At 72.0% G+C, this 24,917-nt stretch carries 27 protein-coding genes, 1 other RNA gene and 2 pseudogenes; 14 read left to right on the top strand and 16 right to left on the bottom strand.

The window, feature by feature from the left end; translation table 11 throughout:
* Nucleotides 1–152 precede the first annotated feature (152 nt).
* Entirely contained in the window at nt 153–803 is a 651-nt protein-coding gene (locus OG562_RS11530) for a class I SAM-dependent methyltransferase (RefSeq protein WP_266409199.1), read from the top strand.
* On the opposite strand, the gene OG562_RS11525 is transcribed toward OG562_RS11530, so the two are convergent.
* The 3 genes from OG562_RS11525 to OG562_RS11515 are packed head-to-tail and all read right to left on the bottom strand — an operon-like array spanning nt 800 to nt 4,294.
* On the bottom strand, nt 800–2,296 hold the full coding sequence (locus OG562_RS11525) for a hypothetical protein (RefSeq protein WP_266396369.1): 1,497 nt from the start codon (nt 2,294–2,296) through the stop codon (nt 800–802). The two genes, OG562_RS11530 and OG562_RS11525, sit on opposite strands and share 4 nt — an antisense overlap.
* Nucleotides 2,297–2,327: 31 nt before the next feature.
* A complete protein-coding gene (locus tag OG562_RS11520; RefSeq protein WP_266409197.1) occupies nt 2,328–2,960 on the bottom strand; it encodes a response regulator transcription factor in 633 nt (210 codons plus the stop codon).
* Between the two features lie 44 nt (nt 2,961–3,004).
* Entirely contained in the window at nt 3,005–4,294 is a 1,290-nt protein-coding gene (locus tag OG562_RS11515) for a sensor histidine kinase (protein ID WP_266396367.1), read from the bottom strand.
* A 393-nt stretch (nt 4,295–4,687) separates the two neighbouring features.
* Between OG562_RS11515 and OG562_RS11510 the strand changes: the two genes are divergently transcribed.
* The 3 genes from OG562_RS11510 to OG562_RS11500 all read left to right on the top strand — a co-directional run bounded on the left by OG562_RS11510 (nt 4,688) and on the right by OG562_RS11500 (nt 7,708).
* Nucleotides 4,688–5,545 (top strand): MaoC/PaaZ C-terminal domain-containing protein, encoded by an 858-nt coding sequence (locus tag OG562_RS11510; protein ID WP_266396365.1) that lies wholly within the window; start codon nt 4,688–4,690, stop codon nt 5,543–5,545.
* 121 nt (nt 5,546–5,666) lie between these two features.
* Entirely contained in the window at nt 5,667–6,743 is a 1,077-nt protein-coding gene (locus OG562_RS11505; protein WP_266396364.1) for a Zn-dependent alcohol dehydrogenase, read from the top strand.
* A gap of 17 nt (nt 6,744–6,760) precedes the next feature.
* On the top strand, nt 6,761–7,708 hold the full coding sequence (locus tag OG562_RS11500; RefSeq protein ID WP_266396363.1) for a 3-oxoacyl-ACP reductase: 948 nt from the start codon (nt 6,761–6,763) through the stop codon (nt 7,706–7,708).
* 101 nt (nt 7,709–7,809) lie between these two features.
* On the opposite strand, the gene OG562_RS11495 is transcribed toward OG562_RS11500, so the two are convergent.
* Both OG562_RS11495 and OG562_RS11490 read right to left on the bottom strand, forming a co-directional pair.
* Nucleotides 7,810–7,968 carry a hypothetical protein gene (locus tag OG562_RS11495; protein WP_266396361.1) on the bottom strand — a complete coding sequence of 53 codons (159 nt, stop codon included), beginning with the start codon at nt 7,966–7,968 and terminating at the stop codon, nt 7,810–7,812.
* 96 nt (nt 7,969–8,064) lie between these two features.
* Nucleotides 8,065–9,312, bottom strand: coding sequence for a hypothetical protein (locus tag OG562_RS11490; protein ID WP_266396359.1), 1,248 nt, complete (start codon nt 9,310–9,312; stop codon nt 8,065–8,067).
* Between the two features lie 273 nt (nt 9,313–9,585).
* Here OG562_RS11490 and OG562_RS11485 point away from each other — a divergent pair, with 273 nt between their 5' ends.
* From OG562_RS11485 to OG562_RS11475, 3 genes are read left to right on the top strand one after another with little or no spacing between them, the layout of a single operon-like run.
* Nucleotides 9,586–10,488 (top strand): Nif3-like dinuclear metal center hexameric protein, encoded by a 903-nt coding sequence (locus OG562_RS11485; protein ID WP_266396358.1) that lies wholly within the window; start codon nt 9,586–9,588, stop codon nt 10,486–10,488.
* On the top strand, nt 10,485–11,228 hold the full coding sequence (locus OG562_RS11480) for a zinc ribbon domain-containing protein (protein ID WP_266409194.1): 744 nt from the start codon (nt 10,485–10,487) through the stop codon (nt 11,226–11,228). The genes OG562_RS11485 and OG562_RS11480 overlap by 4 nt, the downstream gene beginning before the upstream one ends.
* A gap of 24 nt (nt 11,229–11,252) precedes the next feature.
* Nucleotides 11,253–12,602, top strand: a complete 1,350-nt coding sequence (locus tag OG562_RS11475) for a bifunctional RNase H/acid phosphatase (protein WP_266409193.1) — start codon at nt 11,253–11,255, stop codon at nt 12,600–12,602.
* Between the two features lie 57 nt (nt 12,603–12,659).
* Here the strand turns inward: OG562_RS11475 and eda are convergent, their stop codons facing one another.
* Both eda and yaaA read right to left on the bottom strand, forming a co-directional pair.
* A complete protein-coding gene (gene eda / locus OG562_RS11470; RefSeq protein WP_266396357.1) occupies nt 12,660–13,322 on the bottom strand; it encodes a bifunctional 4-hydroxy-2-oxoglutarate aldolase/2-dehydro-3-deoxy-phosphogluconate aldolase in 663 nt (220 codons plus the stop codon).
* A 109-nt stretch (nt 13,323–13,431) separates the two neighbouring features.
* Nucleotides 13,432–14,214, bottom strand: a complete 783-nt coding sequence (gene yaaA, locus OG562_RS11465) for a peroxide stress protein YaaA (RefSeq protein WP_266396355.1) — start codon at nt 14,212–14,214, stop codon at nt 13,432–13,434.
* A gap of 128 nt (nt 14,215–14,342) precedes the next feature.
* On the opposite strand from yaaA, the gene OG562_RS11460 reads away from it, so the two are divergent.
* From OG562_RS11460 to rnpB, 4 genes and pseudogenes are all read left to right on the top strand, one after another.
* Nucleotides 14,343–15,794, top strand: a complete 1,452-nt coding sequence (locus OG562_RS11460) for an RNB domain-containing ribonuclease (protein ID WP_266396353.1) — start codon at nt 14,343–14,345, stop codon at nt 15,792–15,794.
* A gap of 223 nt (nt 15,795–16,017) precedes the next feature.
* Nucleotides 16,018–16,815 (top strand): AraC family transcriptional regulator, encoded by a 798-nt coding sequence (locus OG562_RS11455; protein ID WP_266409192.1) that lies wholly within the window; start codon nt 16,018–16,020, stop codon nt 16,813–16,815.
* Nucleotides 16,816–16,840: 25 nt separating this feature from the next.
* Nucleotides 16,841–17,620, top strand: a pseudogene (locus OG562_RS46230) (DMT family transporter); the annotation flags it as partial.
* A gap of 136 nt (nt 17,621–17,756) precedes the next feature.
* An RNA gene (gene rnpB / locus OG562_RS11440) (RNase P RNA component class A) lies at nt 17,757–18,162 on the top strand.
* Between the two features lie 187 nt (nt 18,163–18,349).
* On the opposite strand, the gene OG562_RS11435 is transcribed toward rnpB, so the two are convergent.
* The 4 genes from OG562_RS11435 to tgmA are packed head-to-tail and all read right to left on the bottom strand — an operon-like array spanning nt 18,350 to nt 21,078.
* The gene (locus OG562_RS11435; protein WP_266396348.1) at nt 18,350–18,646 is read right to left on the bottom strand and encodes a DUF6087 family protein; all 297 of its coding nucleotides are present in this window, start codon (nt 18,644–18,646) and stop codon (nt 18,350–18,352) included.
* A 46-nt stretch (nt 18,647–18,692) separates the two neighbouring features.
* Nucleotides 18,693–19,856 carry an ATP-grasp peptide maturase system methyltransferase gene (gene tgmC, locus OG562_RS11430; RefSeq protein WP_266396347.1) on the bottom strand — a complete coding sequence of 388 codons (1,164 nt, stop codon included), beginning with the start codon at nt 19,854–19,856 and terminating at the stop codon, nt 18,693–18,695.
* Nucleotides 19,853–20,818, bottom strand: coding sequence for an ATP-grasp ribosomal peptide maturase (gene tgmB / locus OG562_RS11425; RefSeq protein ID WP_266396345.1), 966 nt, complete (start codon nt 20,816–20,818; stop codon nt 19,853–19,855). Before tgmB ends, tgmC begins: the two co-directional genes overlap by 4 nt.
* Entirely contained in the window at nt 20,818–21,078 is a 261-nt protein-coding gene (gene tgmA, locus OG562_RS11420; RefSeq protein WP_266396343.1) for a putative ATP-grasp-modified RiPP, read from the bottom strand. Before tgmA ends, tgmB begins: the two co-directional genes overlap by 1 nt.
* A 649-nt stretch (nt 21,079–21,727) precedes the next feature.
* On the opposite strand from tgmA, the pseudogene OG562_RS11415 reads away from it, so the two are divergent.
* From OG562_RS11415 to OG562_RS11405, 3 genes and pseudogenes are all read left to right on the top strand, one after another.
* Nucleotides 21,728–21,862 (top strand): annotated as a pseudogene (locus tag OG562_RS11415) (multiprotein-bridging factor 1 family protein); the annotation flags it as partial.
* Between the two features lie 135 nt (nt 21,863–21,997).
* Nucleotides 21,998–22,981 carry a hypothetical protein gene (locus OG562_RS11410; RefSeq protein ID WP_266409190.1) on the top strand — a complete coding sequence of 328 codons (984 nt, stop codon included), beginning with the start codon at nt 21,998–22,000 and terminating at the stop codon, nt 22,979–22,981.
* A 16-nt stretch (nt 22,982–22,997) separates the two neighbouring features.
* Complete coding sequence (locus OG562_RS11405; RefSeq protein ID WP_266396342.1) at nt 22,998–23,351, top strand: hypothetical protein; 354 nt, start codon at nt 22,998–23,000, stop codon at nt 23,349–23,351.
* Nucleotides 23,352–23,619: 268 nt separating this feature from the next.
* On the opposite strand, the gene OG562_RS11400 is transcribed toward OG562_RS11405, so the two are convergent.
* Genes OG562_RS11400 through OG562_RS11380 form a run of 5 tightly spaced genes read right to left on the bottom strand, consistent with a single transcriptional unit; the run spans nt 23,620 to nt 24,812 of the window.
* On the bottom strand, nt 23,620–23,883 hold the full coding sequence (locus OG562_RS11400; protein ID WP_266396341.1) for a Txe/YoeB family addiction module toxin: 264 nt from the start codon (nt 23,881–23,883) through the stop codon (nt 23,620–23,622).
* On the bottom strand, nt 23,880–24,152 hold the full coding sequence (locus OG562_RS11395) for a type II toxin-antitoxin system Phd/YefM family antitoxin (RefSeq protein ID WP_266396339.1): 273 nt from the start codon (nt 24,150–24,152) through the stop codon (nt 23,880–23,882). Before OG562_RS11395 ends, OG562_RS11400 begins: the two co-directional genes overlap by 4 nt.
* Nucleotides 24,107–24,457, bottom strand: a complete 351-nt coding sequence (locus OG562_RS11390; protein ID WP_323187650.1) for a Fic family protein — start codon at nt 24,455–24,457, stop codon at nt 24,107–24,109. The genes OG562_RS11395 and OG562_RS11390 overlap by 46 nt, the downstream gene beginning before the upstream one ends.
* Nucleotides 24,397–24,627 (bottom strand): hypothetical protein, encoded by a 231-nt coding sequence (locus OG562_RS11385; RefSeq protein ID WP_266396338.1) that lies wholly within the window; start codon nt 24,625–24,627, stop codon nt 24,397–24,399. The genes OG562_RS11390 and OG562_RS11385 overlap by 61 nt, the downstream gene beginning before the upstream one ends.
* A complete protein-coding gene (locus tag OG562_RS11380) occupies nt 24,624–24,812 on the bottom strand; it encodes a hypothetical protein (RefSeq protein ID WP_266409188.1) in 189 nt (62 codons plus the stop codon). The genes OG562_RS11385 and OG562_RS11380 overlap by 4 nt, the downstream gene beginning before the upstream one ends.
* Nucleotides 24,813–24,917: the final 105 nt, after the last annotated feature.

Genomic DNA, 24,917 nt, shown 5'->3' with positions numbered 1-24,917 from the left:
GCTGCGGGTGCTTCGTGGCCGGTCGCACCGTTCCCCGCGCCCCAAAAAAGGGGCGCTGCCGTACCCCCTGTCGATCGATCGGCGGGGGGTACGGCAGCATAGGCCGCCCACGCCTCCGTACGACTGGAAGGACCCTGATGTCCGGGACCCCCCTGCCCGCGGCGCCCAAGCCCGAGATCCTGGCCGCGTTCGAGGCGGCGAAGGGGTTCATGCCCGTCGACGAGGGACTCGCCCTGTATGCGGCGGCCGTCGAGGCGGGGCGGCTGGGGCTGCCGTTGCTCGAGGTCGGCACGTACTGCGGGCGCTCCACGATCCTGCTCGCCGACGCGGCCCGCGAGGCCGGGGTCGCCGCGCTCACGCTCGACCATCACCGCGGCAGCGAGGAGCAGCAGCCGGGCTGGGAGTACCACGACCCGGAGACCGTCGACCCCGAGATCGGCCTGATGGAGACGCTGCCCGTCTTCCGCCGCACCCTGCACCGGGCGGGGCTGGAGGAGCACGTGGTCGCGCTGGTCGGCCGTTCGCCGCAGATCGCCGCGTTCTGGAACTCGCCGCTCGGCCTCGTCTTCGTCGACGGCGGTCACACCGACGAGCACGCCACCGCCGACTACGAGGGCTGGGCCCCGCATGTGGCGCCCGGCGGGCTCCTCGTCGTCCACGACGTCTTCCCGGACCCGGTCGACGAGTTCACCGGCCAGGCCCCCTACCGCGTCTACCTGCGCGCCCTGGAGTCGGGGGCCTTCACCGAGGTCTCGGACACCGGCTCGCTGCGGGTGCTGCGGCGCACGGGCGCGGGCGTCTAGGCCGCCGTACCCCTGCGGCGACGGCGGGCGTGGAGGAGCACGCCGGCCACGACCGCGAGGACCGTCGCCGACACCAGCGACTCGGGCCGCAGGACCCGCCGGTACCACGGGGCCGGTGAGGCCTCCAGAGGGATCGAGGCGATGTCGTTGCCGGGGGTGCGGTCGTACGGGTTGTAGGTGCGGATGGCGCCCTTCGCGCCCGGGACCTGACGGTCGATGCGGATGTGGAAGTCGATGGCGGTCGTCCCGCCCTCGTGGCGGACCTCGTAGAACCGGTCGTTGCCGATCTCGCAGACGAACGCCCCGCCCGGCCGCTTCGGCCGGGCGCAGGCCCACTTCCCGCCGTCTCCCTCGAAGGTGTACGGGACGGAGGTCACCGTGGTGCCCTCCGGCGGGACCACCTCGAAGCGGCCCGTGTCCTCGTCGCCGAGCACCCGGCCGGGGCCGAGGTCGTCCACCCCGAGCCGTACCTTCACCGTGTCGCCGACCCGGCCCCGCACGGTCGCGGTGACCGGACGGTAGTCGACCTGCACGGTGGTGGTCACGCCGACCCTGCCGTGGCTGTCGCCGAACGGCTGCTTCGCCGTGCGGATCAGGGTGAGCGGAGCGCCCGTGCCGCGCACGGTGTGGTCGGCGGGCTTCTGCGGAGGCGACGACCAGGTGTAGATCACCTCACCGGTCAGCCTCTCGGGCGCGTCGACCTTGTAGACCAGCGGGGCACTGGTGCGGTACGCGGCGCCCGCCGCGGCCTTCGTGGGGAACGTGCACCAGGCGGAGGTGGGCGCGGGCCCCGCGTAGAGACAGTTGCTGTGCAGGGCGGTCAGCGTCATGCCGTCCGACACGTTGACCTGGAGGGCGACGCCCTCCTTCGTGGGGAAACGGGTGTTGTTCGCCAGCCGTGGGGTCACCTTCGCGGCCTTACCCGGCGCCAGCCCGCTCACGGCCTTCTCGTCCCCGGGCGCGGACAGCGTCGGACCGCCGACGGTCATCCGGGTGACGCCGGTGATGGCGGGCGCGTTGTCGGCGGTGGCGGTGTACGTCACCGACCCGCTGTCGCCCGGCTCGACGCCGTCCACCCCGAGGAGGGTGAGAGGCGTGTAGCTCTCGCCGTCGCCGTTCTGCAGATCGCCGTACACACAGGTGTAGATCGGGCCCTCGGCCTTGCACGCGCGGTTGTCGCCGAGCCGGGCGACGCCCGCCAGCCCCGACGCGTCCACGACGACCCTGACGTTGCGAGCCGGTTCGGCGCCCTTGCTCCGCTCGACGTACACGGGCACGACGAAGTCGTCGTTCGAGGCCCTGGCCCCCTCGTCGGCGTTGTACATGACGTAGGTCTTCGCGGTCTCGAACCGCATCACGACCTGGTCGGAGCCGTCGGCCGCCGCGGGGGCCGACGCCGACCCGAACACGGCCGCGAACACGGCGGCGAACACTGCCGGGAGGGCGGCGGCGCGTGTGAAGCGACGCCGGAGGGTCGATATCGGTAAACGCATCCCGGCACTATGCCACCGCTGGTCCAGTCCTCTACAGCCAGCCCTGCTGCCGTGCCTCCCGCATCGCCTCCATCCGGTTGCGGGTGCCCGTCTTGCCGATCGCGGAGGAGAGGTAGTTGCGGACCGTGGACTCGGACAGGTGGAGCTTCGCCGCGATGTCGGCGACCGTCGCGCCGTCCACGGACGCCTTCAGCACGTCGCACTCGCGGGCCGTGAGCGGATTCGGCCCGGCGCCCAGCGCGGCCGCGGCGAGCGCCGGGTCGATGACCGTCTCCCCGGTCAGCACCCGGCGGATCGCCTGCGCCAACTCCTCCACCGGACCGTCCTTCACCAGGAAACCGGCGGCCCCGGCCTCCATGGCCCGGCGCAGATAGCCGGGCCGGCCGAACGTCGTCAGGATCAGCACCCGGCAGTCCGGCGCCTCCGTGCGCAGGACGGCGGCGGCGTCCAGGCCGCTCATGCCGGGCAGTTCGATGTCGAGGAGGGCGACGTCCGGACGGTGGATCAGGGCCGCGTCGACGATCGCGTCCCCGGCGCCCACCTGCGCCACGACCTCGATGTCGGGCTCCAGTCCCAGCAGCAGGGCCAGCGCCCCGCGCATCATGCCCTGGTCCTCCGCGAGCAGGACCCTGATGGACTTGGCGGGGCGGTGGTCGCGGGGCATCTCGTTCACCGGCCCAGGGTAGGTCCGGTGGGCGTCCCCGTCCCTCACCGCGCGTCCGCCGTGAGTTCCGCCGTGAGTTCCACGGGGAGCTGCGCCGTGACCGTGAAGCCGCCGCGCGGTCCCGGGCCCGCTGTCAGGGAGCCGCCGGCCGCCGCGAGGCGCTCGCGCAGGCCGGTGAGACCCGTGCCGCCGCCTTCCGGGCAGCAGTCGTCGGCACTCCTGTCTGTCTCCGTGCCCGTCCCGTCGTCCGTGACCGTCAGCCGGACCCGTTCCGGCGCGCCCGACACGGTGATCTCGCAGCGGGTGGCGGCGCTGTGCCGGACGACGTTGGTGACCGCCTCGCGCACCACCCAGCCCAGCAGGGCGGCGGTCTGCGGGTCCGGCGGCGGCCCCGACCGGCTCACCGACGGCTCGACGCCCGCCGCCGTCAGCGCCGAGCGGGCCCGGTCCAGTTCGGTGGCCAGACTGCCCTCGCGGTAACCGGTGACCGCCTCGCGGATCTCGGTCAGGGCTTGCCGGCCCACCGCCTCGATGTCCGTGACCTGGGCGAGGGCCGCGTCCATGTCGCGCGGGGCCAGCCGCCGGGCCGCCTCCGACTTCACCACGATCACCGAGAGGGTGTGACCGAGCAGGTCGTGCAGATCGCGGGAGAAACGCAGCCGCTCCTCCTCCACCGCCCGCCGGGCCAGCTCCTCACGGGCGGCGCGCAGCTCTCGTACCGCCTCGGAGAGGGAGAGGATCGCGGCGGTCACCATCGTCGAGATCCAGGTGGCGTAGCCGATGGTCAGACCGTCCCAGCCGTCGCGGAGGCAGGCGACCGCGCCCGCCAGGACGGCCACGGCCGTGCCGAGGGTACGCAGTTGGCGGCCGCGCAGCACCGCGCCCGTGGCGAGGCCGAACAGCGGCAGGAAGAGGAGCCAGTTGCCGCCGTAGCCGAGCGCGAGACCGCAGGTCACCACGGCCATCAGCATCAGCGCCACCCGTGTGGAGGTCGCCTCGCGGGCCTGCCGTACGAAGGCGCGGAACGCGATGTAGACGTACAGCGAGTTGAACGTCAGCAGGCCCAGGCCGCCGATCCACGGGTTCGGCGTCTCGCCCTGGAAGAGGTTGGAGAACGCGCCCATCCCCATCAGCAGCCACGGCAACAGGGTGAAACCGGTGGCAGGCGGGCCCGGGTCCTCGGGCGGCCGCCCGGCCTTCCGGGCCGCCCTGTACTCGGCCTTGGCGCGCTCCTTGTCCGCCTTCCAGCACCGCTGGTGCTCCCGCCATCGCTCCAGCCGCTGCCCGAGTGATCTCGTGCTCGTCGTGGTCTTTGTGGTCTTCGTCCTCGTCATGGTCCCGTCCCCCGTCCACGGATGTGTGTCCGTCTCCGACGCTACGTTTCCGGGTGGGCCCGCGGCAGTGCCGTACGTACGGACTCGGGCGGGACAAATGTCACCGGTGGCCGCCTCGACTGTTCCGACCGGCCGTCGCCACCGTTTCTGACATACCGTCAGGGGGCGGCCGTCAGGTGTCTTCACAAGTATCGGGCCCTGGGCTATACAGGGGGTCGCCGCGCTGGAACGCGTTCTAGAACGGGCGGGTTCCGCGGCCCCGTGACGACCTCGGTGCGGCCGACGGTGCGGACGGCCGTACCGGGGTCTTACCAAGGTCCTGCCAGGGTCCTACCGGGGTCCGAGCGGTGTGTGAGGCCGCACCCCCGGAGTCCACCGCCGATCAGGAGCCCCATGCCCATCGACGCAGCCAAGGCCCTCGCCGCCGAACCCCGGACCGGCGAGATCACCTGGGACCGCAGGGACGTCCAGCTGTACCACCTGGGCGTCGGCGCCGGCGTCCCCGCCACCGACCCCGACGAACTCCGCTACACGCTGGAGTCCCGGCTGCACGTCCTGCCGAGCTTCGCGACCGTCGCGGGATCCGGCTCGCCCGGCGTGATCAGCGGACTGTCCATGCCCGGCGTCGAGGTCGACCTCGCCCGCGTCCTGCACGGCGGACAGCGCCTGGAGATCCACCGCCCCCTCCCCGTCCAGGGCGCCGCGACCGCCACCGGCAGGATCGCCGCCGTCTACGACAAGGGCAAGGCCGCCGTCCTCGTCATGCGCACCGAGGTCGCCGACGCGGACGGACCGCTGTGGACCAACGACGCCCAGATCTTCGTACGAGGGGAAGGCGGCTGGGGCGGCGACCGGGGACCGTCCGCCCGTCTCGCCCCTCCGGCCGGAGAGCCCGACAAGGTGCTGGAGCGGCCGATCCGCGAGGACCAGGCCCTCCTCTACCGTCTCTCCGGCGACTACAACCCGCTGCACGCCGACCCCGAGTTCGCGAAGCTCGCCGGGTTCGACCGGCCCATCCTGCACGGACTGTGCACCTACGGGATCACGCTCAAGGCGGTCGTCGACACCCTGCTCGACGGGGACGTGACCCGGGTGCGGTCCTACACCGCCCGCTTCGCCGGGGTCGTCTTCCCCGGCGAGACCCTGCGCATCCGTCTGTGGCGGGGGGAGGGCGAGGTGCGGGTGGCCGTCAGCGCCCTCGAACGGGACGACGCGCCCGTCCTCGCCGACACGATCGTCGAACACTCCTGAACCTGGACGACCTGCTGAACCCGGACGACCTGCTGAACCCGGACGACCTGCTGAACCCCGATGACTTGACTGAACTTGGACGACCTGACTGAACCCTGGACGCCTTGAGGGGAGCCGCACCATGCGCGCAGCCGTACTGCACGAGATCGGCCAGGACAAGCTGGAGATCCTCGACGACGTCGAGGCGGTGGGCTTCGGCCCCGGCAGGGTCAGGATCCGGGTACGGGCCACCGGGCTGTGCCACTCGGACCTGTCCGCGATGGCCGGGGTGCTGCCGCAGCCCGCGCCGTTCGTGCCCGGCCACGAGGGCGCCGGCGAGGTCCTGGAGGTGGGGGAGGGCGTCACCCGGGTCAAGCCCGGCGACCGGGTCGTCGTCTGCTGGCTGCCGGCCTGCGGCGCGTGTCCCGCCTGCAAGCGGGGCCAGACCGAGCTGTGCCTGGCCGGGTTCATGAACGCGGGCACGCCCAACTTCCGCCGCCCCGGCGGGGACCTGTTCGGCTTCGCCGGCACCGGGACCTTCGCCGAGGAGGTCGTGGTCGACGCGGGCTGCGCCGTCCCGATCCCCGACGACGTGCCCTTCGACATCGCCGCGCTGATCGGCTGCGGGGTGACGACGGGCCTGGGCGCCGCCCTCAACACCGCGGACGTGGAGGCCGGTTCGTCGGTGGCCGTCATCGGCTGCGGCGGCGTCGGCATCTCCGCGATCCAGGGCGCGCGGCTCAAGGGCGCCGCCGAGATCGTCGCCGTCGACCCGGTCGCCTCCCGCCGCGAGGCCGCACTCAAGTTCGGTGCCACGCAAGCCATTTCGCCGGACGAGCTGCCCGGCGCGAAGCAACAGGTCACCGGCGGCGAGGGGTTCGACTACGTCTTCGAGGTCGTCGGCCGCTCCGCCACCGCCCGCACCGCCTACGACAACACCCGGCGCGGCGGCACCCTCGTCGTCGTCGGCGCGGGCGCCATGGACGACTACCTCCAACTCAACATGTTCGAGCTGTTCTTCGACGAGAAGCGCATCCTGCCCTCGATGTACGGCGGCGGGGACGTCCTGCGCTCCTACGAGCGGACCATCGCCCTGTGGCGGGCCGGCCGGATCGACCTCACCGGGCTGATCACGCACCGCGTCCCGCTCGCCGAGATCAACGAGGCGCTGGACCAGATGCGCACGGGGGCCGCTCTGCGTACGTGCATCGAGATCTGAGGGACGGGGACTTGAGGATGGCACTGCCACTGGAGGGGCTGTCGGCGATCGTCACCGGCGCCGGGCGCGGGCTGGGCCGGGCCGAGGCGCTGGAGCTGGCCCGGCTGGGCGCGGCCGTCGTCGTCAACGACTACGGGCAGCCGGGGCGGGACGGGTCGGGCGAGGCGTCGGCGGGCCCCGCCGAGGAGGTCGCGCGGGAGATCCGGGCGGCCGGGGGGACCGCGCTCGCGCACACCGGGGACGTCGCCGACTTCGGGCAGGCGCGGGAGCTGGTCGAGGCGGCGGTGGCCGCGTTCGGCAAACTGGACATCGTGGTCAACAACGCGGGCATCCTGCGCGACCGCATGGTCTTCTCCATGACCGAGGGCGAGTGGGACGCCGTCATCCGGGTCCACCTCAAAGGGCACTTCAACACCACCCGGTTCGCCGCCGCCCACTGGCGCGAGCGGTCCAAGGCGGCGGGCGGCCCGGTGTACGGGCGGATCGTGAACACCTCCTCGGAGGCGTTCGTGGCGGGCTCGGCCGGACAGCCCAACTACGCGGCGGCGAAAGGGGGGATCGTCGGACTGACGACGTCCTGCGCCCTCGCGCTCGGCAAGTACGGCGTGACGGCCAACGCCATCTGTCCGCGCGCCCGCACCAGGATGACCGAGGACGTCTTCGCCGGGTTCGAGCAGCCCGTCGACGGGCTCGACCCGCTGGCCCCCGAGCATGTCGCCCCGCTGGTCGGCTACCTGGCCTCGCCGGCCGCCGCCCGGATCAACGGACAGCTGCTCGTCGTGCACGGCGGCATGGTCGCCGTCGTCGAACGACCGCGCGTCCAGGCGAAGTTCGACAGCAAGCAGGACGCCTTCACCTACGACGAGCTCGACGCCGTACTCGGGCCGCACTACGCGCAGCGGCCTGCACAGGAGACGTTCGCGGCAGCAGAGGTGCTGGGGCTGCGGCGGGGTGGGGGAGCGTGAAGAAGCCGACGGGTTGCAGAAGGCCCAAGGGCTGGAGAAGTTGAAGAAAGCCGAAGGGGCTCCGGTCGTCCATAGACGGCCGGAGCCCCTTCGGCGTACTGTCAGGCAGCTGCTTCCGCCTTGTCCTCGGCCGGCTTGCGGTGCCGTCCGAGAGGGGCCGAGTCGCCGTCCTGGGACGAGACCGGACCCCGGTGCCGGCCGTGACCGGCGGCCTCCTGGGAGGCGGCGGACAGCGGCTGCATGGTGCTTGCGTCGCTCATCGGAAGAATTCACCCCGTCAACATGATCTTTCTTACAGCCGAGCGATTTTATCCAGCACACCGCGGGGCGAATCCAGGCGGCCACGCCAACCGCAGCTAGTTCGTTACAAGTCGGCCCAGGGGCGCCTGTTGCAGGGGGACCGGGCGGGTGACCGGGGCGGCGGCCGAGGGCTCGGGGGAGGGGGCGGGCTCCGGTTCCGCGGACGGGTCCGGGGCGGCGCCCTCGACGGTCCCGGACGCCTCCGGCACGGTCAGGCGAGCCACCCCGCACGGCTCCGACCGCGTCGCGTACGGCAGCCGTAGCACGCCCTCCGGCGTCCACAGCCCGCTTCCCCTCAACCACCCCTCGGGAGCCGCCAGTTGGTGGAGTTGACGCTCCGCCGGGCGCCAAGCCCCCACCCAGCTGCCGAACGGTCCGTCGATGCGCAGCGCCACCGCGCAGCCCTCCGGCAGCAGCACCTGACCCGGCTGGATCGCGAACGGGGTCACCGTGCGGCCGGGCAGCCGCAGACACTCCGGGAAGCGGACCGGCAGCGTGCTGCCCAGGACGCCCCAGCCCAACCGTGCCTCGCCCGGTGAGGGGGCGTCCGAGCGGATGAGGAGCAGTCCGCTGTCCGGGTCGGCGAGCAGCAGACGGTCGTCGCTCTCGGCGGCGATCTGCAACAGCGGGGAGACCTCGCCGCCCCGCTCCAGGTCCACCACGATCGCCTTGGTCCGGCCGCCGATCTCCCGGTCCAGCGCGAGCATGCGGCCCGTGCGGTCCAGCCAGACGCCGCCGGAGCAGCGGCCCGGGAGCTCGGCGAGGTGCTCGGGGCCGAAGGAGCCGCCGGCCACCAGCCATACGGTCGTCGTGTACGGGCCGACGGCGAGGGCGTATGCCCGTTCACCGCAGGGCGCCGGCGGCAGCAGGCTCAGCCGGGTGCCCTCGTCCGGGCACTCCACCGCGCCCAGCGGCAGCTCGCCCGTGTCAGGTCCCGTGGGGTACAGCAGGGAGAAGGCGTGCCGCCGCTGCACCAGGCGCCGGATGAGCACCCGGCCGTCGGCCATCGGCTGCACCTCCGTGCCGGGTTCCTCGGGCTGGTTGCCGGGCAACGGCACGGCGTACGGCTCGGGGCCGTCCAGGGTCCAGCGCTCGGGGAACCAGGCGGGGGCGTCGGCGGGGGCGTCGGGGTCGGGGTTCGAGTCCGGGTCCGGGGCCGGAGTGGAGTCGCCGGCGCGGGCGAGGCGTGCGGCGTAGGCGCCGTCCGCCGTGATCACGCAGTCCGCGTGGGGCGAACGGGAGTCCGTCGCTTCGTCCGCTTCATCCGCTTCGTCTGCGGTGGGTTCGATCGCACAGGCCGTCATGGTTCGGGCACCTCCGGCGACGAAGCTAGTTTTCGTACGCGCGGACGTGGGACCGCCGAGCGGCGTCTTCCCTCATAAGAGTGGTGCAGAAGCGATTCGCCTGAGGGGGGTGGATGCGCTGTGCCTTGCCCACCCGCCCGCCCGTCCGACGGCCCGGTGGACAGGGGGAGGAGAAGGGAGGGAGGTAGGAGGCGGGTCTCCCCCGGAAGGCCGGAAAAGTCGGAGACGACCATGGCGGTGCAGGCCCGTAGAACAGGCAGGTAGCCTTTTGGCGTGCCCCGTCTGTTTGAAGTCATCGCCGCGCTGGAGAATCTGTGGCCCGCTGAGCGGGCCGAGTCCTGGGACGCGGTCGGCACCGTCGTGGGCGAACCCGAGCAGGAGGTCTCCCGGGTGCTGTTCGCCGTGGACCCCGTTCAGGAGATCGTCGAGGAGGCGGTGAAGCTCGGCGCCGGGCTGCTCGTCACCCACCATCCGCTCTATCTGCGCGGTACGACGACCGTCGCGGCCTCCACCTTCAAGGGCCGGGTCGTGCACACCCTCATCAAGAACGACATCGCGCTCCACGTCGCCCACACCAACGCCGACACCGCCGACCCGGGGGTCAGCGACGCCCTCGCCGGCGCCCTCGACCTGCGCGTCGTACGGCCCCTCGTGCCCGACCCGAGCGACCCCGAGGGGCGGCGCGGCCTCGGGCGGGTCTGCGAGCTGGACCATCCGCTCACCGTTCGCGACCTCGCCGCCCGCGCCGCCGAGCGGCTGCCCGCGACCGCGCAGGGCATCCGGGTGGCGGGCGACCCGGAGGCGCTCGTGCGGACGGTCGCCGTCAGCGGCGGGTCCGGCGACAGCCTCTTCGACCATGTTCGCGCGGCCGGCGTGGACGCCTTCCTCACCGCGGACCTGCGCCACCACCCCGCCTCCGAGGCCCGCGCCCACAACGCCCACAACGCCCACAACGCCCACGGCGCCGACGGCGCCCACCGACCTCTCGCGCTGCTCGACGCCGCGCACTGGGCCACGGAATGGCCCTGGTGCGAGCTGGCGGCCGCCCAGCTCGACGAGATCTCCGACCGCAACGGATGGGGCCTTCGGGTCCACGTCTCGAAGACGGTCACCGACCCCTGGACCGCCCACGCGGCGTCCGCCACCGCATCCGACCCTTTGGGAGCCCCCAACTGAACGCCGAGCCCGCCGACCAGATCCGACTTCTCGACGTCCAGGCCCTCGACGTCCGCCTGCAGCAGCTCGCGCACAAGCGGAGGTCCCTGCCCGAGCACGCCGAGATCGAGTCGCTCACCAAGGACCTCACCCAGCTGCGCGACCTCCTGGTGGCCGCGCAGACCGAGGAGAGCGACACCGCCCGCGAGCAGACCAAGGCCGAGCAGGACGTGGACCAGGTGCGTCAGCGCGCCGCCCGCGACCAGCAGCGGCTCGACTCCGGCGCCGTCACCTCCCCGAAGGACCTGGAGAACCTCCAGAAGGAGATCGTCTCCCTCGCCAAGCGTCAGGGTGACCTCGAGGACGTCGTCCTGGAGATCATGGAGCGCCGCGAGGCCGCGCAGGAGCGGGCCGCCGAACTGACCGAGCGCGTCGGCTCCTTCCAGGGGAAGATCGACGACGCGACCGCCCGCCGGGAGGCATCCTTCGAGGAGATCGACGGCGAGGCCGCCTCCGTCACCAAGGAGCGCGAGGTCATCGCCGGCTCCGTCCCCGCCGACCTGCTCAAGCTCTACGACAAGCTGCGCGAGCAGCAGGGCGGCATCGGCGCGGCCAAGCTGTACCAGCGGACCTGCCAGGGTTGCCGCCAGGAACTGGCGATCACCGACATCAACGAGATCCGCAAGGCGGCGCGCGACACGGTCGTCCGCTGCGAGAACTGCCGCCGCATCCTGGTGCGTACGGCCGAGTCGGGTCTGTAAGGAGACAAGGGGAGCGTGCGAGCCGTGCGGGAGTTCATCGTCGAGGCCGACGGCGGTTCCCGGGGCAACCCGGGGCCCGCGGGCTACGGCAGCGTGGTGATCGACGCGACGACGGGGGAGACCCTCGCCGAGCGGGCCGAGTACATCGGCGTCGCCACGAACAACGTGGCCGAGTACCGGGGCCTGGTGGCCGGTCTGCGCGCCGCCCGTGAACTCGATCCGTCGGCGCGGGTGCGCGTCCGCATGGACTCCAAGCTCGTCGTCGAGCAGATGTCGGGCCGCTGGAAGATCAAGCACCCCGACATGAAGCCGCTGGCCGCGGAGGCCGCCCGCATCCTTCCGTCCGGGCAGGTCGCCTACGAGTGGATCCCCCGCGAGCAGAACAAGCACGCCGACCGCCTGGCCAACGAGGCGATGGACGCGGGCAAGCGGGGGGAGCAGTGGGACGCCGGGGCGTCGACGGCAGCGCTGAAGGCGACGCCGAGGGAGCTCGCGGCGGCATCCGTCCCGGAGCCGTCGGGCCCGCCCGGCGACGCCACCGCGGGCGCGGCGAAGGCCCGCGAAGCGCTGGCCAAGTCCCGCCCGACGGCGGAGACCACGCAGCCCTCGCCCGCTTCCGCTTCCGCCGGGAAGACGGACGCCGACCTCCGCGCCGCCTCCGGCGTCGCAGCCGCCTCCACCGGTAGGTCCCGCACGTCCGGTACGTCTGCCGCCCCCTCCGTCGGCTGGGCGGCCGCCCCCGATCTGGGCGCCCCCGCCACCTTCGTCCTGCTCCGGCACGGCGAGACCCCCCTCACCCCGGAGAAGCGGTTCTCCGGCAGCGGCGGCAGCGACCCCTCCCTCTCCGACGTCGGCAGGGAGCAGGCCGAGCGGGCCGCCGCGTCCCTCGCCCGGCGCGGGACGATCCAGCACATCGTCGCCTCCCCGCTCGCCCGCACCCGGCAGACCGCCAACGCCGTCGCGGCTCGCCTCGGTCTGGAGGTCACGCTCGACGAGGGGCTGCGGGAGACCGACTTCGGAGCCTGGGAGGGGCTGACCTTCGGCGAGGTGCGGGAGCGTTTCCCGGAGGACCTGAACACCTGGCTGGCCGATCCGGAGGCCGAACCCACCGGCGGCGGCGAGAGCTTCGCGGCGACCGCCGACCGGATCGCGGTCGCCCGCGACAGGCTGGTGGCTGCGTACGCGGGCCGCACGGTCCTGCTCGTCACGCACGTGACCCCGATCAAGACCTTCGTACGGCTCGCCCTGGGCGCCCCGCCCGAGTCCCTGTTCCGGATGGAACTGTCGGCGGCCTCGCTCTCGGCGGTGGCCTACTACGCGGACGGCAACGCCAGCGTCCGCCTCCTCAACGACACGTCCCACCTACGTCCCTGAGCCCGCCATGCTCCTGAGCCCGCCACGGCCTCTGAGCCCGCCACGCCTCTGAGCCCGCTACGTCCCTGAGCCCGCCACGTTCCTGAGCCCGGCCGCGGTTCGCGCCAGTTCCTCGATGCGCCCCCAGTCCCGGGCCGCCACCGCCTCCGCCGGGATCATCCAACTCCCGCCCACGCAGCCGACGTTGGGCAGTGCCAGATAGTCCGCCGCGTTGTCCGGGCCGATCCCGCCGGTCGGGCAGAAGCGGGCCTGGGGGAGAGGGCCGGCCAGGGACTCGAGATACGCCGTCCCGCCGGCCGCCTGCGCCGGGAAGAACTTCATCTCCCGCACCCCCCGCTCCAACAGCGCCACGACCTCCGACGTGGTCGACACCCCGGGCAGGAACGGCATCCCGGACGCCCACATCGCCGACAGCAGGGTGTCCGTCCAGCCGGGGCTCACCAGAAACCGCGCGCCGGCCGCCGCGCACGCGGTCACCTGCTCCGGCGTGATCACGGTCCCGGCCCCGACCACCGCCTCCGGCACCGCCCCGGAGATCTCCCGGATCGCGTCGAGCGCGACGGGCGTGCGCAGCGTCACCTCGATCGCGGCCAGCCCGCCCGCCACCAGCGCCCGCGCCAACGGCACGGCGTCGGCGACGTCCCGGACGACCACCACGGGCACGACGGGGGCCAGATCCAGGACCGAGACAGCCGAGGAGGGGGGCAGCGGTGAGGTCATGCGCCTCATCCTGCCCCCGGGATGCAACCCACGCAAAGGTCATTGCATATGCTGCAACGACCCTGCTGCGGCCCTGCCCCGGCCCTGCCCCGACCCGACTTGTCTCCGGTCAGTGGACCTCGTCCACCAGCACGTCCAGCGTCCAGGCAGCCCCCGCCCGCGCAGGCGCCTGCTCCTCGACCACGTACCCGAGGTCCCGCAGCACCGTCACCAGCTCCGCCGGCCCCTCAGGGGCGATCCCCGACGTCAGCAGACTCCGTACGATCCGCCCCTTGGTCGCCTTGTTGAAGTGACTGACGACCTTGCGGGTCGGCGCGTGCAGCACCCGTACGCTCGCCGTCCGCGCGGCCACCTCGCCCTTGGGCTTCCACGCGGCCGCGTACGCCGCCGACCGCAGGTCCAGCACCAGCCCGTCCCCGGCCGCCTCGGGCAGCACGGACGCCATCGGCGTCCGCCAGTACGCGCCCAGCGCGCCGAGCCCCGGCAGCTTCACGCCCATCGAGCAGCGGTACGACGGGATCCGGTCCGTCACCCGGACGGCGCCCCACAACCCGGAGAACACCAGCAGCGAACGCGCGGCGCGCCTCCTCGCGGCCGCGTCCAGCGAGGCCAGGTCCAGGGCGTCGTACAGCACGCCCGTGTAGATCTCCCCGGCTGGCCGCGCCCCGGCCGTCCTGAGCTCCGTGTTCTTGGCGATCTCGCCCCGCAGCCCCTCGCTCAGCCCCAGCACCTCCCGCGCCTTCTCCTCGTCGCCGGAGCACAGCTCGACCAGCTCGTCGAGGACGCTCGCGCGCGCGGCGCCGAGCCCCGGCAGGGACAGCGACTCCGGCTTCAGCGGGGCGCCACGGCCGGACGACGCCTTGCCCTCCGAGGGCGGCAGCAGGACGAGCACGGAAGATCTCCTTCTGTTCGGGCGTGAGATTGAGCAGGTGCGTGAATGAACATGAGCGTGAGCCCGAAGTCGAGCTCTGCGAAAGCGTACGGCGTGCCGCCTCGCCGCCCCCGCTCTACGCTCGCCGTATGCCCCGCCGCCACATCCGCGTGACCGGCGCCCCCGAAGCCCCCCTCCGGGCCGCCCTCACCGCCCTGCGCACCGCACTCGGCGTGCCCGGGGACTTCCCGCCCAAGGTCCTCGCCGAGGCGGAAGGCGTGGCGCGAGCCCCCGCCCTGCCCGCCTACGACGCCACCGACCTCCCCTTCCTGACCCTCGACCCGCCCGCCTCCACCGACCTCGACCAGGCGCTGCACCTGTCCCGGCAGGGCGCCGGCTACCGCGTCCGGTACGCCATCGCCGACGTCGCCGCCTTCGTCGTACCGGACGGGCCGCTGGACGCCGAGGCGCATCGCAGGGTGACCACGCTCTACCTGCCCGACGGGAAGGCGCCGCTGCACCCGGCCGTGCTGAGCGAGGGGGCCGCCAGCCTCCTGCCCGGCCAGGTCCGCCCCGCCGCCCTGTGGACCCTCGACCTCGACGCGGACGGCCGGGTCAGTGCCGTAGACGTCCGCCGGGCCCTCGTGCGCAGCCGCGCCAAGCTCGACTACGCGGGCGTGCAGCGGCAGCTCGACGCAGGGACCGCCGAGGAGCCGCTGCGGCTGCTGGCCGTCGTCGGGCGGCTGCGCGAGGGCCTGGAGGTGGAACGCGGCGGCATCTCGTTGAACGTGCCCGAGCAGGAGATCGTCGAGCGGGACCACGCCTACGAGCTGACGTACCGCGTCCCGCTCCCCGCCGAGGGCTGGAACGCCCAGCTCTCCCTGCTCACCGGGATGGCCGCGGCCGACCTGATGCTGGCCTCGGGCACGGGCGTCCTGCGCACCCTGCCCGCCGCCCCCGACGGCGCAGTCGGCCGGCTGCGCCGCACCGCGCACGCCCTGCGCATCGACTGGCCGCACCATGTGTCGTATGCGCAGCTGATCCGTTCGCTCGACCCGCACGAACTTCGCCACGCGGCCTTCCTCCAGGAGTGCACGACCCTGCTGCGCGGCGCGGGCTACACCGTCTTCCGGGACGGGAAGCTCCCCGCCCTCACCACGCACGCCGCGGTAGCCGCCCCCTACACGCACTGCACGGCTCCCCTCCGTCGGCTCGCCGACCGCTACGCCACCGAGCTGTGCCTGGCCGCCGCGGCGGGCGACGCCCCGCCCGCCTGGGTGCTCGCCGCGCTGGACGCCCTGCCGCACGAGATGGCCGAGGGCGGGCGGCGGGCGAACGCCGTCGAGCGGGCCTGCGTCGACATCGTCGAGGCCGCGCTGCTCAGGGACCGGGTCGGGGAGGTGTTCGACGGCTGCGTCGTCGACGTCGACGAGCACCGCCCGACCGTCGGGACCGTCCAACTGGAGTCCCCGGCGGTCGTCGGCCGCATCGACGGCGACCGACTCCCCCTGGGCGAACGCCTGCGCGTCCGTCTCACCCGGGCCGACCCGGCGGGGTCGGCAGGGTCGGCAGGACCGGCGGTGCGCTTCACACCGGCGTGAGGGCGTCCGTGATCGCCTGCCTCGGCGTCAGGCCGCCCGCCCTGCGGCATGGAACCGTGGCCTGAAGGCGTTGCAGCCCGTGCAGCAGGTGCAGCTATGCAGCAGCCGTTGCGGCCGAAGGCAGTGCGGGCACACAAGGGGGTGGCGGCGAGTGAGCCGTGAACAGGTGCGTGGACCGGCGCGTGGACCGGCGCGTGAGCAGGCGTTGTGGACCAGGGCCCGGATGGGCCGCTGCGGTCCGCCGCTCGACCTCCTCACCGCCCGCTTCGACCGGCATGTCTACGCGCCGCACGCGCACGAGGAGTTCACCGTCGGGGTCTGTGTGGGCGGCTCCGAGATCATCGACTACCGGGGCGGCCGCATCCGCACCGGTCCGGGCTCCATCGTCGTCCTGGCCCCCGGCGAGACCCACACCGGCGGCCCCGGCACCCCCACCGAGGGGTACGCCTACCGCGCGTTGTACGCGGCGCCCGCCCTGCTGACCGACGGCACACTCGGCGCCGCCTGCGGCATCCCCCACTTCCGCGAACCCCTCCTGGACGACCCCGAGCTGGCCGCCGCGCTGCGCCGCGCCCACACCGACCTCGCCGCCTGCCCCGACCCCCTGGAGGCCGAGTCCCGCCTCCCCTGGCTGCTCACGGCCCTCACCCAGCGCCACTCCACGTCCCGGCCGACCTCCGACGTCGCCCTCCCCGACGCGCACCGCCTCACCCGAGCGGTCCGCGACCGGCTCGCCGACGAACTCCTCGCCCCGCCCTCCCTGGCCGACCTGGCCGCCGACTTCGGTCTGTCCCGCTACCAACTCCTGCGCGCCTTCCGTACGTCGACCGGCATGCCGCCCTACGCCTGGCTCGCGCAGTACCGGGTGGCACGGGCCCGCGGCCTGCTGGAGTCCGGGCTGCGCCCGGCTCAGGCGGCGGCCCTGGTGGGCTTCGCGGACCAGGCCCACCTCACCCGCTGGTTCCGGCGGGTGCTGGGCGTGACCCCGGCCGCGTACCGCAACAGCGTTCAAGACGCCTGACCCGGGCCGCGCCGAGACTGCCCGTATGACTGCACGCGGCTGGTTCCTGTTCTCCCTGATGGGAGTGGTGTGGGGCGTCCCCTACCTGATGATCAAGGTGGCGGTGGAGGACCTCTCCCCGTCCGTGGTCGTGTTCACGCGCTGCGCGCTCGGCGCGGCCCTCCTGCTCCCCTTCGCGCTACGACAGCCCGGGCTGACCCGGTCCGTACGGGCGCACTGGAAGCCCATGCTGGCCTTCGCGGTCATCGAGATCATCGTCCCCTGGTTCACGCTCACCGACGCCGAACGCCACCTCTCCAGCTCCACGGCGGGCCTCCTCATCGCCGGCGTGCCGATCGTCGGAGTGGCCCTGGCCCGCTTCTTCGGCGACACAGAGACCCTCGGCGTACGGCGGATCGTCGGCCTCGCGCTGGGGCTGACCGGCGTCGGAGTCCTGACGGTTCCGCATCTGACGGGCGGCGACGCCCGCTCCCTGGCCGAGGTCCTGCTGACGGTGATCGGGTACGCGACGGCCCCCCTGATAGCCGCCCGCCACCTCAAGGACGTCCCCTCCCTCCACCTCACGGCCCCCTGCCTCGCCCTGGCGGCCCTGGTCTACGCCCCCGCGGCGGCGGCGACCCGGCCGGCCGAGATGCCCTCCGCCTCCGTCCTGGCCTCCCTGGCCGGCCTGGGCGTCGTCTGCACGGCCGTCGCCTTCGTCGCCTTCCTCGAACTGATCAAGGAGGCGGGCCCCACCCGGGCCACGGTCATCACGTACGTCAACCCGGCGGTCGCGGTGGCGGCGGGCGCGCTGTTCCTGCACGAGCCCCTGACCGCCGGGGTGGTCGTCGCCTTCACCCTGATCCTGGCGGGCTCGGTGCTGGCCACGGCGTCCTCGTCGTCCTCGTCGACCTCGGGACCGCGGAGGGGCGCTCGCCCGGTACCATGGTCGACACGGCAGACGAGCCGGGCGGACGGCCGCGTGGAGTCCCTTAGGGGGCTTCCCGAGGAACGTCCGGGCTCCACAGGGCAGGGTGATGGCTAACGGCCACCCGGGGTGACCCGCGGGACAGTGCCACAGAAAACAGACCGCCCGGCGCTCAGGCGTCGGGTAAGGGTGAAACGGTGGTGTAAGAGACCACCAGTGCCCAGGGCGACCTGGGCAGCTAGGTAAACCCCACCCGGAGCAAGGTCAAAAGGAGCCGCCGTGAAAAGCGGCTCTGCGCGGACGTTCGAGGGCTGCCCGCCCGAGTCCGCGGGTAGACCGCACGAGGCCGGCGGCAACGCCGGCCCTAGATGGATGGCCGTCTCCCCGGCCGCCGCGAGGCGGACGGGCGACAGAACCCGGCGTACAGCCCGACTCGTCTGCCCCTCAGGGCTTCTGACCAATAGAAACGCAGGTCAGAGGCTTTTTTCATGTATGGGCGGGTCTCGCTGGACCCTGGTCCGCACCGGTTCAAACGGGACCGTGCGACTACGTACGTAGCCACGAAGGTAGCCATGCCTCGTGGCGTCGGGGATCTTTCTGGATTGCGGATGAAGCTCGTTACCGGGACTATCGCGGGGCCTGAGGCTTCCGGTGCCTGCCGGTTCCGGGACCGAGCTTCGGCGCCGCTCCCGAGGCTGGGGCGACCTTGTTATCGGGGTACAGGATGCGCTGTGCCTCGGCGAGGTTCACCGCGAAGCCGTAGAACTCCCAGATGTGCCCGTTCCATCGCTCGATCACGCGGGGTGCGTCAGGATTCAGATGCGCCCCCTGCAGGCCTTTGCCAGGGACGAGAGGGGCCGCGCGGAGCTGTCCCCTCTTCATGTCACGGCGCTTGACCCATTCGGAGAGCGGTTCGTCGTCCATCGTGCTTCCTACGGGCTGGGGGGCGGCTCCCTCGGAGGGTAGCGGTTCAGGCGAGCCGGTGTTCCAAGCGCAGCGAAGGGCAGTCGTCGATCCAGTACACGTGGGACTGGTCGGTGACGCGGAGTCGCACCGCATCGATGTCCGGAGCCCCGGCGTCCTGCCAGGCGACAAGGGAGCGTTCGATGTCGTCCCACAGAGCCACGGGGCCGCCCTGGCGGACGGTCCAGCTCTCGCCGTCGGAGATGAACTCGACGAACGACTCCCGCTCCGGATCGAACAGGTACCGCAAGGGCGAGCCGTCGCTGCGGGCGGCGCGGACGAACTGCGCACCGGGTGCGGCGAGCTGCGCGAGGAACGCGGGCATCCACTCCTCCAGGACGAGGGGAGACACCAGCGCGGGCCGCTTACTGTCCGCGTAGGCGGTGCGGGCAGAGAGGTCGCCGGCCAAGGGCGTCACTGTCTGGGACCGCGCCTGCATGAAGGAGGAGCGTGCGATGATCGCGCCCTCGGCGGTGCCGTTATCGCCAACGGTGACCTTTGCGAGACCAGTTCCCCAGGGCCAGGAGCCGACCGTGCTGAGGACGATGCCACCGGGCTTCGTCTGCCGGACCCATGTGTACGGGATGCGACGCACCGCGCAGGTGGCGATGACCCGGTCGTATGGTGCCCGGTGCGGATGGCCGAGAAGCCCGTCGCCCGTCACCGTCCACGTCGAGTGGCCGACGGATTCCAGGGCGGCATCGGCGCGTGCCGCCACCTGCGGGTCGACCTCGACCGTGGTGACGTTGTCCTCGCCGAGGTAGTGGCACATCAGGGCTGTGGAATAGCCGGTGCCCGTGCCGATCTCCAGGACGCGGTGTCCCGCCGTGAGGTCCAGGGCCTCGATCATGCGGATGACGGTGGTCGGGTCGGTCGAGGACGACGTGGGCACGCCCACGACGGGTTCGCCGGCCCGGTCGGCGGTGAGGTTGCCGTTGAGCTGGGTGGTGAGGGTGTCGACGCTGTACGCGATCTTCAGCCACTCGTCCGGGGCGGTGCCGAGGGCGGTGACGGGCCGCCAGGTCCGCCCCTCGTCGAGGAAGACTCCAGGATGGAGGAACCGCTCGCGGGGGATGGTCTCGACGGCCCCGCGCAGCCAGGGGGACTTCAGGACGCCCTTGTTCGCGAGCACGGCCGCCATGCGGCGCCGCTCGGATGCCGGGTCGGTCATCGGCGGTCTCCTTGCATGAGTAGGTCGGCGAAGGCGGCGGACATCGGGAGGCCGGTCTCCTTCTCCAGCCATCCCCACTGCCCGTTGGGGTTCAGCTCCAGCCACCAGTAGACCCCCGCCCGGTCCACCGCGAGGTCGAAGCTCCCCGATACCAGTTCCAGGCGGTCCAGGTAGACGTGCAGTGCCTTGTCCACGCTGTCGGGGAGGTGTTCGACGGTGTACGTCAGGACGCTGTAGTCCTTGCGCCAGTCCAGCAGTTCGGAGTCGATGCGTACGGCGAAGGTGTGCCGGCCCACGATCAGGACGCGGAGGTCGGCGACCTTGTCCACGCGGGCCTGGAACAGGTGCGGGGCGATGCGAACGCTGTCGTCGATCTCGTCGGCGGTGACGGGGGCGGCCCAACCGGTCACCGGCACGCCGTCGCGCGTGTACGGGGTCCACCGCAGCGTCTTGAAGATCGCGTCTCCTTGAGCGCGAATGAACTCGCGTGCCTCGGCGGGGTCGTTGGTGACGAGGGTGGGCGGGACGGTGAAGCCGAGTCGCTGGGCGAGGGTGAGCTGAGCGGGTTTGTAGTCGGCCGCGGCGATGCGTAACGCGTGGTTGACCCAGAGCGGGTCGCCCAAGGCGTAGAGCGTGCCCCCGAGCCCGTAGCGGACCTGCGCCGCCGCGAAACGGGAGTCGTCCGGGGACAGGTGGGGGAACGACGGCCACTCCGGGCGGCGCCAGTACACCGATCGGACGCGGGCCAGGTCGGCGGTTCTCGACGGGGTGCGCACCTGCCCGACCACAGGGGCCGGGCAGGTGCCGAACCGAGCCGAGACCGTGAGGCCCTCGCCGATGTCGGCGAGGTTGAACCGGACCACCGGCACATCGCGCCAGTTGAGCTCGGTGATCACCATGTCGGCGGTGATGTCGTCCGCCTCGGTGGCCACCAGAACCGGCCTCTCCTCGGTCCTGGTCATCAGTCCTGGCTGCTGTCCTGATCGTGACCCTGATCGTTCTTGGAGTCCGAGTTCGTCGTCGTGGAGGTCTCGGTTCCGGAGCTGGTGCCGTGCTTGCCCATCTCGACCACCTGGCCGGTGCGGTCACGGAACACCCCGAGCTGCGTGGTGGGGTCGATGGCGACCGTGGCGTGGGGCCGGCGGATGGTCGTCGGGTAGGGCGCGAGTCGGCCCACACCCCACGGCCGCGTGGGGGCGGGGAGTGCGACGGAGGCGGTCATGGGACTCCTTGGGTTGAAGGTGGAGTGGTGCAGGAAGCCGCTCACCCAGACGCGGGACGTCCCCGCAGGCAAGGGCCTGATTAGGGGTGAGCGGGGCTTGAACGTCTGCCCCTACGGGGGGGCAGAGCTGGCTGTTCTCCTCCTGGCCCTCCCTGAGCTGGGAGTGGGGGAGAGATCCGGCACTGCTCTCCGCCCGCGCCTGCACGGTGCGGACGGCGATCCGTGGACACCGCCTCAGGCCCGACCGGGTTCACGTCTCCGTCTCCTGCCGCGTCTCGCTGCGGCGCATGAACTTCTCCCAGCCGCTGGCCGCCCGTACCCGCAGAGCCCGGCTCGGCGACCCGGTTGGGGCTCCGGCAGCGTGTACGTACGGCCGTTGGCGCCAGGGTTCCTGCGGGGCAGTTCGGAGGTTGTCACGCGGTCGCTCCTCTCTGACGGGGCAGCAGCTGGACGCAGCCTGGACGGGACGGGGCGCGCGGCCCGCTGCCTCAGGGGAGCCGCCCGGAGGGTCCTTCAACCTCCGAGCGGCGTGTGACCAGTGAACGACGATCCGTTACCGTCTCCCAGAGCGGACCCCGCGCATTGCCCAGGCGTTTTCCGGGCGTCGGGTGTTGCCAGTGAGGAAGGTGCTCTTCGTGAGGGGAGTCCAATGGCTTTAAGGCGCAGGCGCTTTGCCGAGCGGCGGGTGGCAAAGGGTTACTCTCAGGAGGAATTCGCAGAAGCGCTTACGGTGGCCGCGTCCACCGTGGTCCGTTGGGAAAGTGGCCGTGCCACCCCACAACCGCACCAACGGCCCAAGATCGCCAGCCTGTTAGGAGCCACCCTCTCCGAGCTGGAAGAGCTTCTCTTCGAAGAACAGCCGGCCGAAACCGCCGTGCTTCCTGACACCCCACCCCTCCTCCACGGTGATGATGACGATATGAAGCGCCGCGATGTCCTGGGCCTGCTCGCCGTCACGGGCGCGCTGGTCACCCTGCCCGGTTCGGACGAGGCCCCCCGAGGACACACGGTGGCCGCGCTCCTGGAGACAGGTGAGGAGCTGCACCGCAGCCTGTGGCAGGTCTTCACCCTCTCGGACTCCAAGCCGACCGTCTTCCCGGCGGTCCGCAAGCAGCTCGACGTCCTGACGAAGGGCCTGGCCGAGGCGCGTACCGCAGCGGACCGGGCCCGGCTGTGCACGATGACGGCCGACCTCTACCAGCTCGTCGGCGAACTCTTCTTCGACGCCAACCGGTACACCGACGCCGCCCAGTGCTACACGCTGGCTGCCAACGCCGCCCATGCTGGTGGTGACCACGACCTCTGGGCCTGTGCCATGACCCGCCACGCCTACGTCGAGCTGTACGCGCGCCGCGCGCCCGCTGCCCAGCCCCTGCTGGCGGTGGCCTCCCGGATCGCCCGGCGGGGCGACAGCGCACTGTCCACCCGCCACTGGGTCGCCGCCGTCCAGGCCCAGGTGTGCGCGGCCATGGGCGACATCGACGGCTGCGCCCGGGCCCTCGACGAAGCCGAGAAGGTGCACTCCCTCGACGGCCACTCCCACAACGGCGGCTGGCTCCGCTTCGACGGTTCCCGCCTCCCCGAGGAACGAGGGGCCTGCTACCTCCAGCTCGGCCGTCCCGACCTCGCGGAAGACGCCCTCACCGCAGCCCTCGCCCAACCGCTGTCCCTGCGCCGTCGCGCCGCCGTACTGAGCGACCTTGCCGTCCTCGGGGCCCACCGGGGTGACGTCGATCAGGTCGTGCAGTACGCGGAGGCAGTGCTTGGCCTGGCCGACCGGTCGAACTCGGGATTCGTCGGCAAGAAGCTGGACGGACTTCGAGGGCGTCTTGCCCCGCTCATGTCCGATGGTCGAGTCTCGGATGTGGATCACCGAATCGCGGCGCTTTCGCGCACCGCATGACGAGAGGGACACGTGCATGAGTGACGGTCGGATCTTCCGCGAGGCGTGGATCGCCGGTGTGAACAAGCACTACCCCGGTGAGCCGAAGCCCGGCTACGTCACTCCGTGGGGCGAGACGCCCGAGTGGGAGCGCGAGGCTGCCGCTGCCGTATACGGACAGGTGCGCGACTTCATCAGGATCAGCGAAGGGCACGCCACACGGCTCACCCGCGAGCAGAAGGGCCGCTTCGTCGCGATCTGCTGGACCGCCCAGATGTTCAAGCATTTCGAGGACCCGAAGCCCGGATACGTCGCCGACTGGGCCGACCTGCCGACCTGGCAGCAGGAGACTGACTCGGACATCTTCGAGCGCATCGAGCAGACCGTCTGAACCCTGAGAACGGCGAAGCCCCCGTCCGGGCCGCTCCGGGGCGGGGGCGTTCTCCTCACGCAGCCATCAAGGTAGCCACAGAAGCGCCCTCCCTGCGCGTTTGCGCAGGTCATAGCGTTGCGGTAGCTCTCCCCGGCGTACAGCCCGACTCGTCTGCCGGCGAGGTTCCGACTCGGGCTTGACCAGGCATGTCTGCCGTCCGCTACGCGGCGACAGTGCTGGAGCAGTCCTCAACCGGCGGCCGTGACCAGTACTGTCGCAGCCGACGTCAGTCCGTGTAGTGGTACCGAGCCTTGAGGATCTTGACCTGTTTGTCGTCGGCTCGGTAGACGAGGCGGTGTTCGTCGTCGATGCGTCGCGACCAGTAGCCGGACAGGTCTCCCTTGAGCGGTTCGGGCTTGCCGATGCCGTTGAACGGGTCGCGCTGGATTTCGCCGATGAGGCGAACGACGCGGCGCACCATCTTGCGGTCGGTCTCCAGCCAGTGCTGGAAGTCGTCCCAGTCGGCCGGGTCGAAGTTGACTTCCCTCACTCCTCACCGGCCAGTTCCTGGAGCTCCTCCAGGGTCTTCGTGATCCCTGTCTGGCCAGCACGGTCGCGGGCGACGGCTTCCATGAGGCGGCGAGCGTTGGCCGGGGAGCGTAGGAGGTAGACGGTCTCCTGCCAGGCGTCGTAGTCCTCTGCGGACATGAGTATGGCGTCGCCGTTCTTGGAGTGGATGCGTACGGGCGCGTGGTCGTCGTTGACCTTCTTGATCAGGGGGAAAAGGTCCCTGCGCGCCTCGCTTGCGGTGAGGGCCATGACGCACATCCTCTCCCAGACTGGTACTTAATACCGTACCGAACTGGTACGGAAATCCGTACCGGTCTGGTTGCGCTCAACTCCGACAGGCTGTTGTCGCCGAGGAAGCTCTTCACCGAGGCGTCCTCGTTGCGCTGAGGGTCCATGCCCGACCAGCTCAGGTCGTATCCCGCGTCGTGGCCGGGTTGGGCCGGGAATGCCCGCTGGGCACGGCCGTTGCCCTCGCGGAACGGGTGGAGGACGTTCATGTCGCCGTGCGGCTCGGCCAGTCGGATGACGAATTCCTGCCGGGGGAGATCCCGCAGGTGAGCGGAGGAGGTGCGACGTCCGAAGACCTCTCCGGCGTAGGGCGTTCGGCGAGCATGGCGAGGCGCGCCCGGGTGATGTCGGCCTCCGCTGCCGCGAGCCGCTGGTGGTCGGTGATGCCGAGCTTGTTGCGCAGCACGCCGTTGGGCATGGCGTACGGATCGTTCACCCTGTCCGACGCTCCGAAGTCTGTCGGTGGCGGATCGCGCGGGCGACCAGGGTGTCCGCGTCGAGGTCGCCCTTTACGTACGCCTCGGTGTCGCGGTCGGAGGCCTCGGAGGCGCGGAGCCCCTCGGCCTCGACGGAGCCGGTGGCCGAGGCGACGGCCGCACGTCGTGCCGCTCGGCCGCTCAGTGCTTCGAAGGCCTCGACGGACAGCAGGACGCCCTGGGGCTTGCCGTGGGCGCCGATCAGGACCGGGTCGGCATCTGAGCCGGACTCGGACAGGTCGGTAGTACG

Origin of the sequence: Streptomyces sp. NBC_01275 (assembly GCF_026340655.1) — a bacterium.
Taxonomy (GTDB): Bacteria; Actinomycetota; Actinomycetes; order Streptomycetales; family Streptomycetaceae; genus Streptomyces.
The sequence above is the reverse complement of the archived record's forward strand: the minus strand, read 5'-3'. Positions and strand labels throughout refer to the sequence as shown.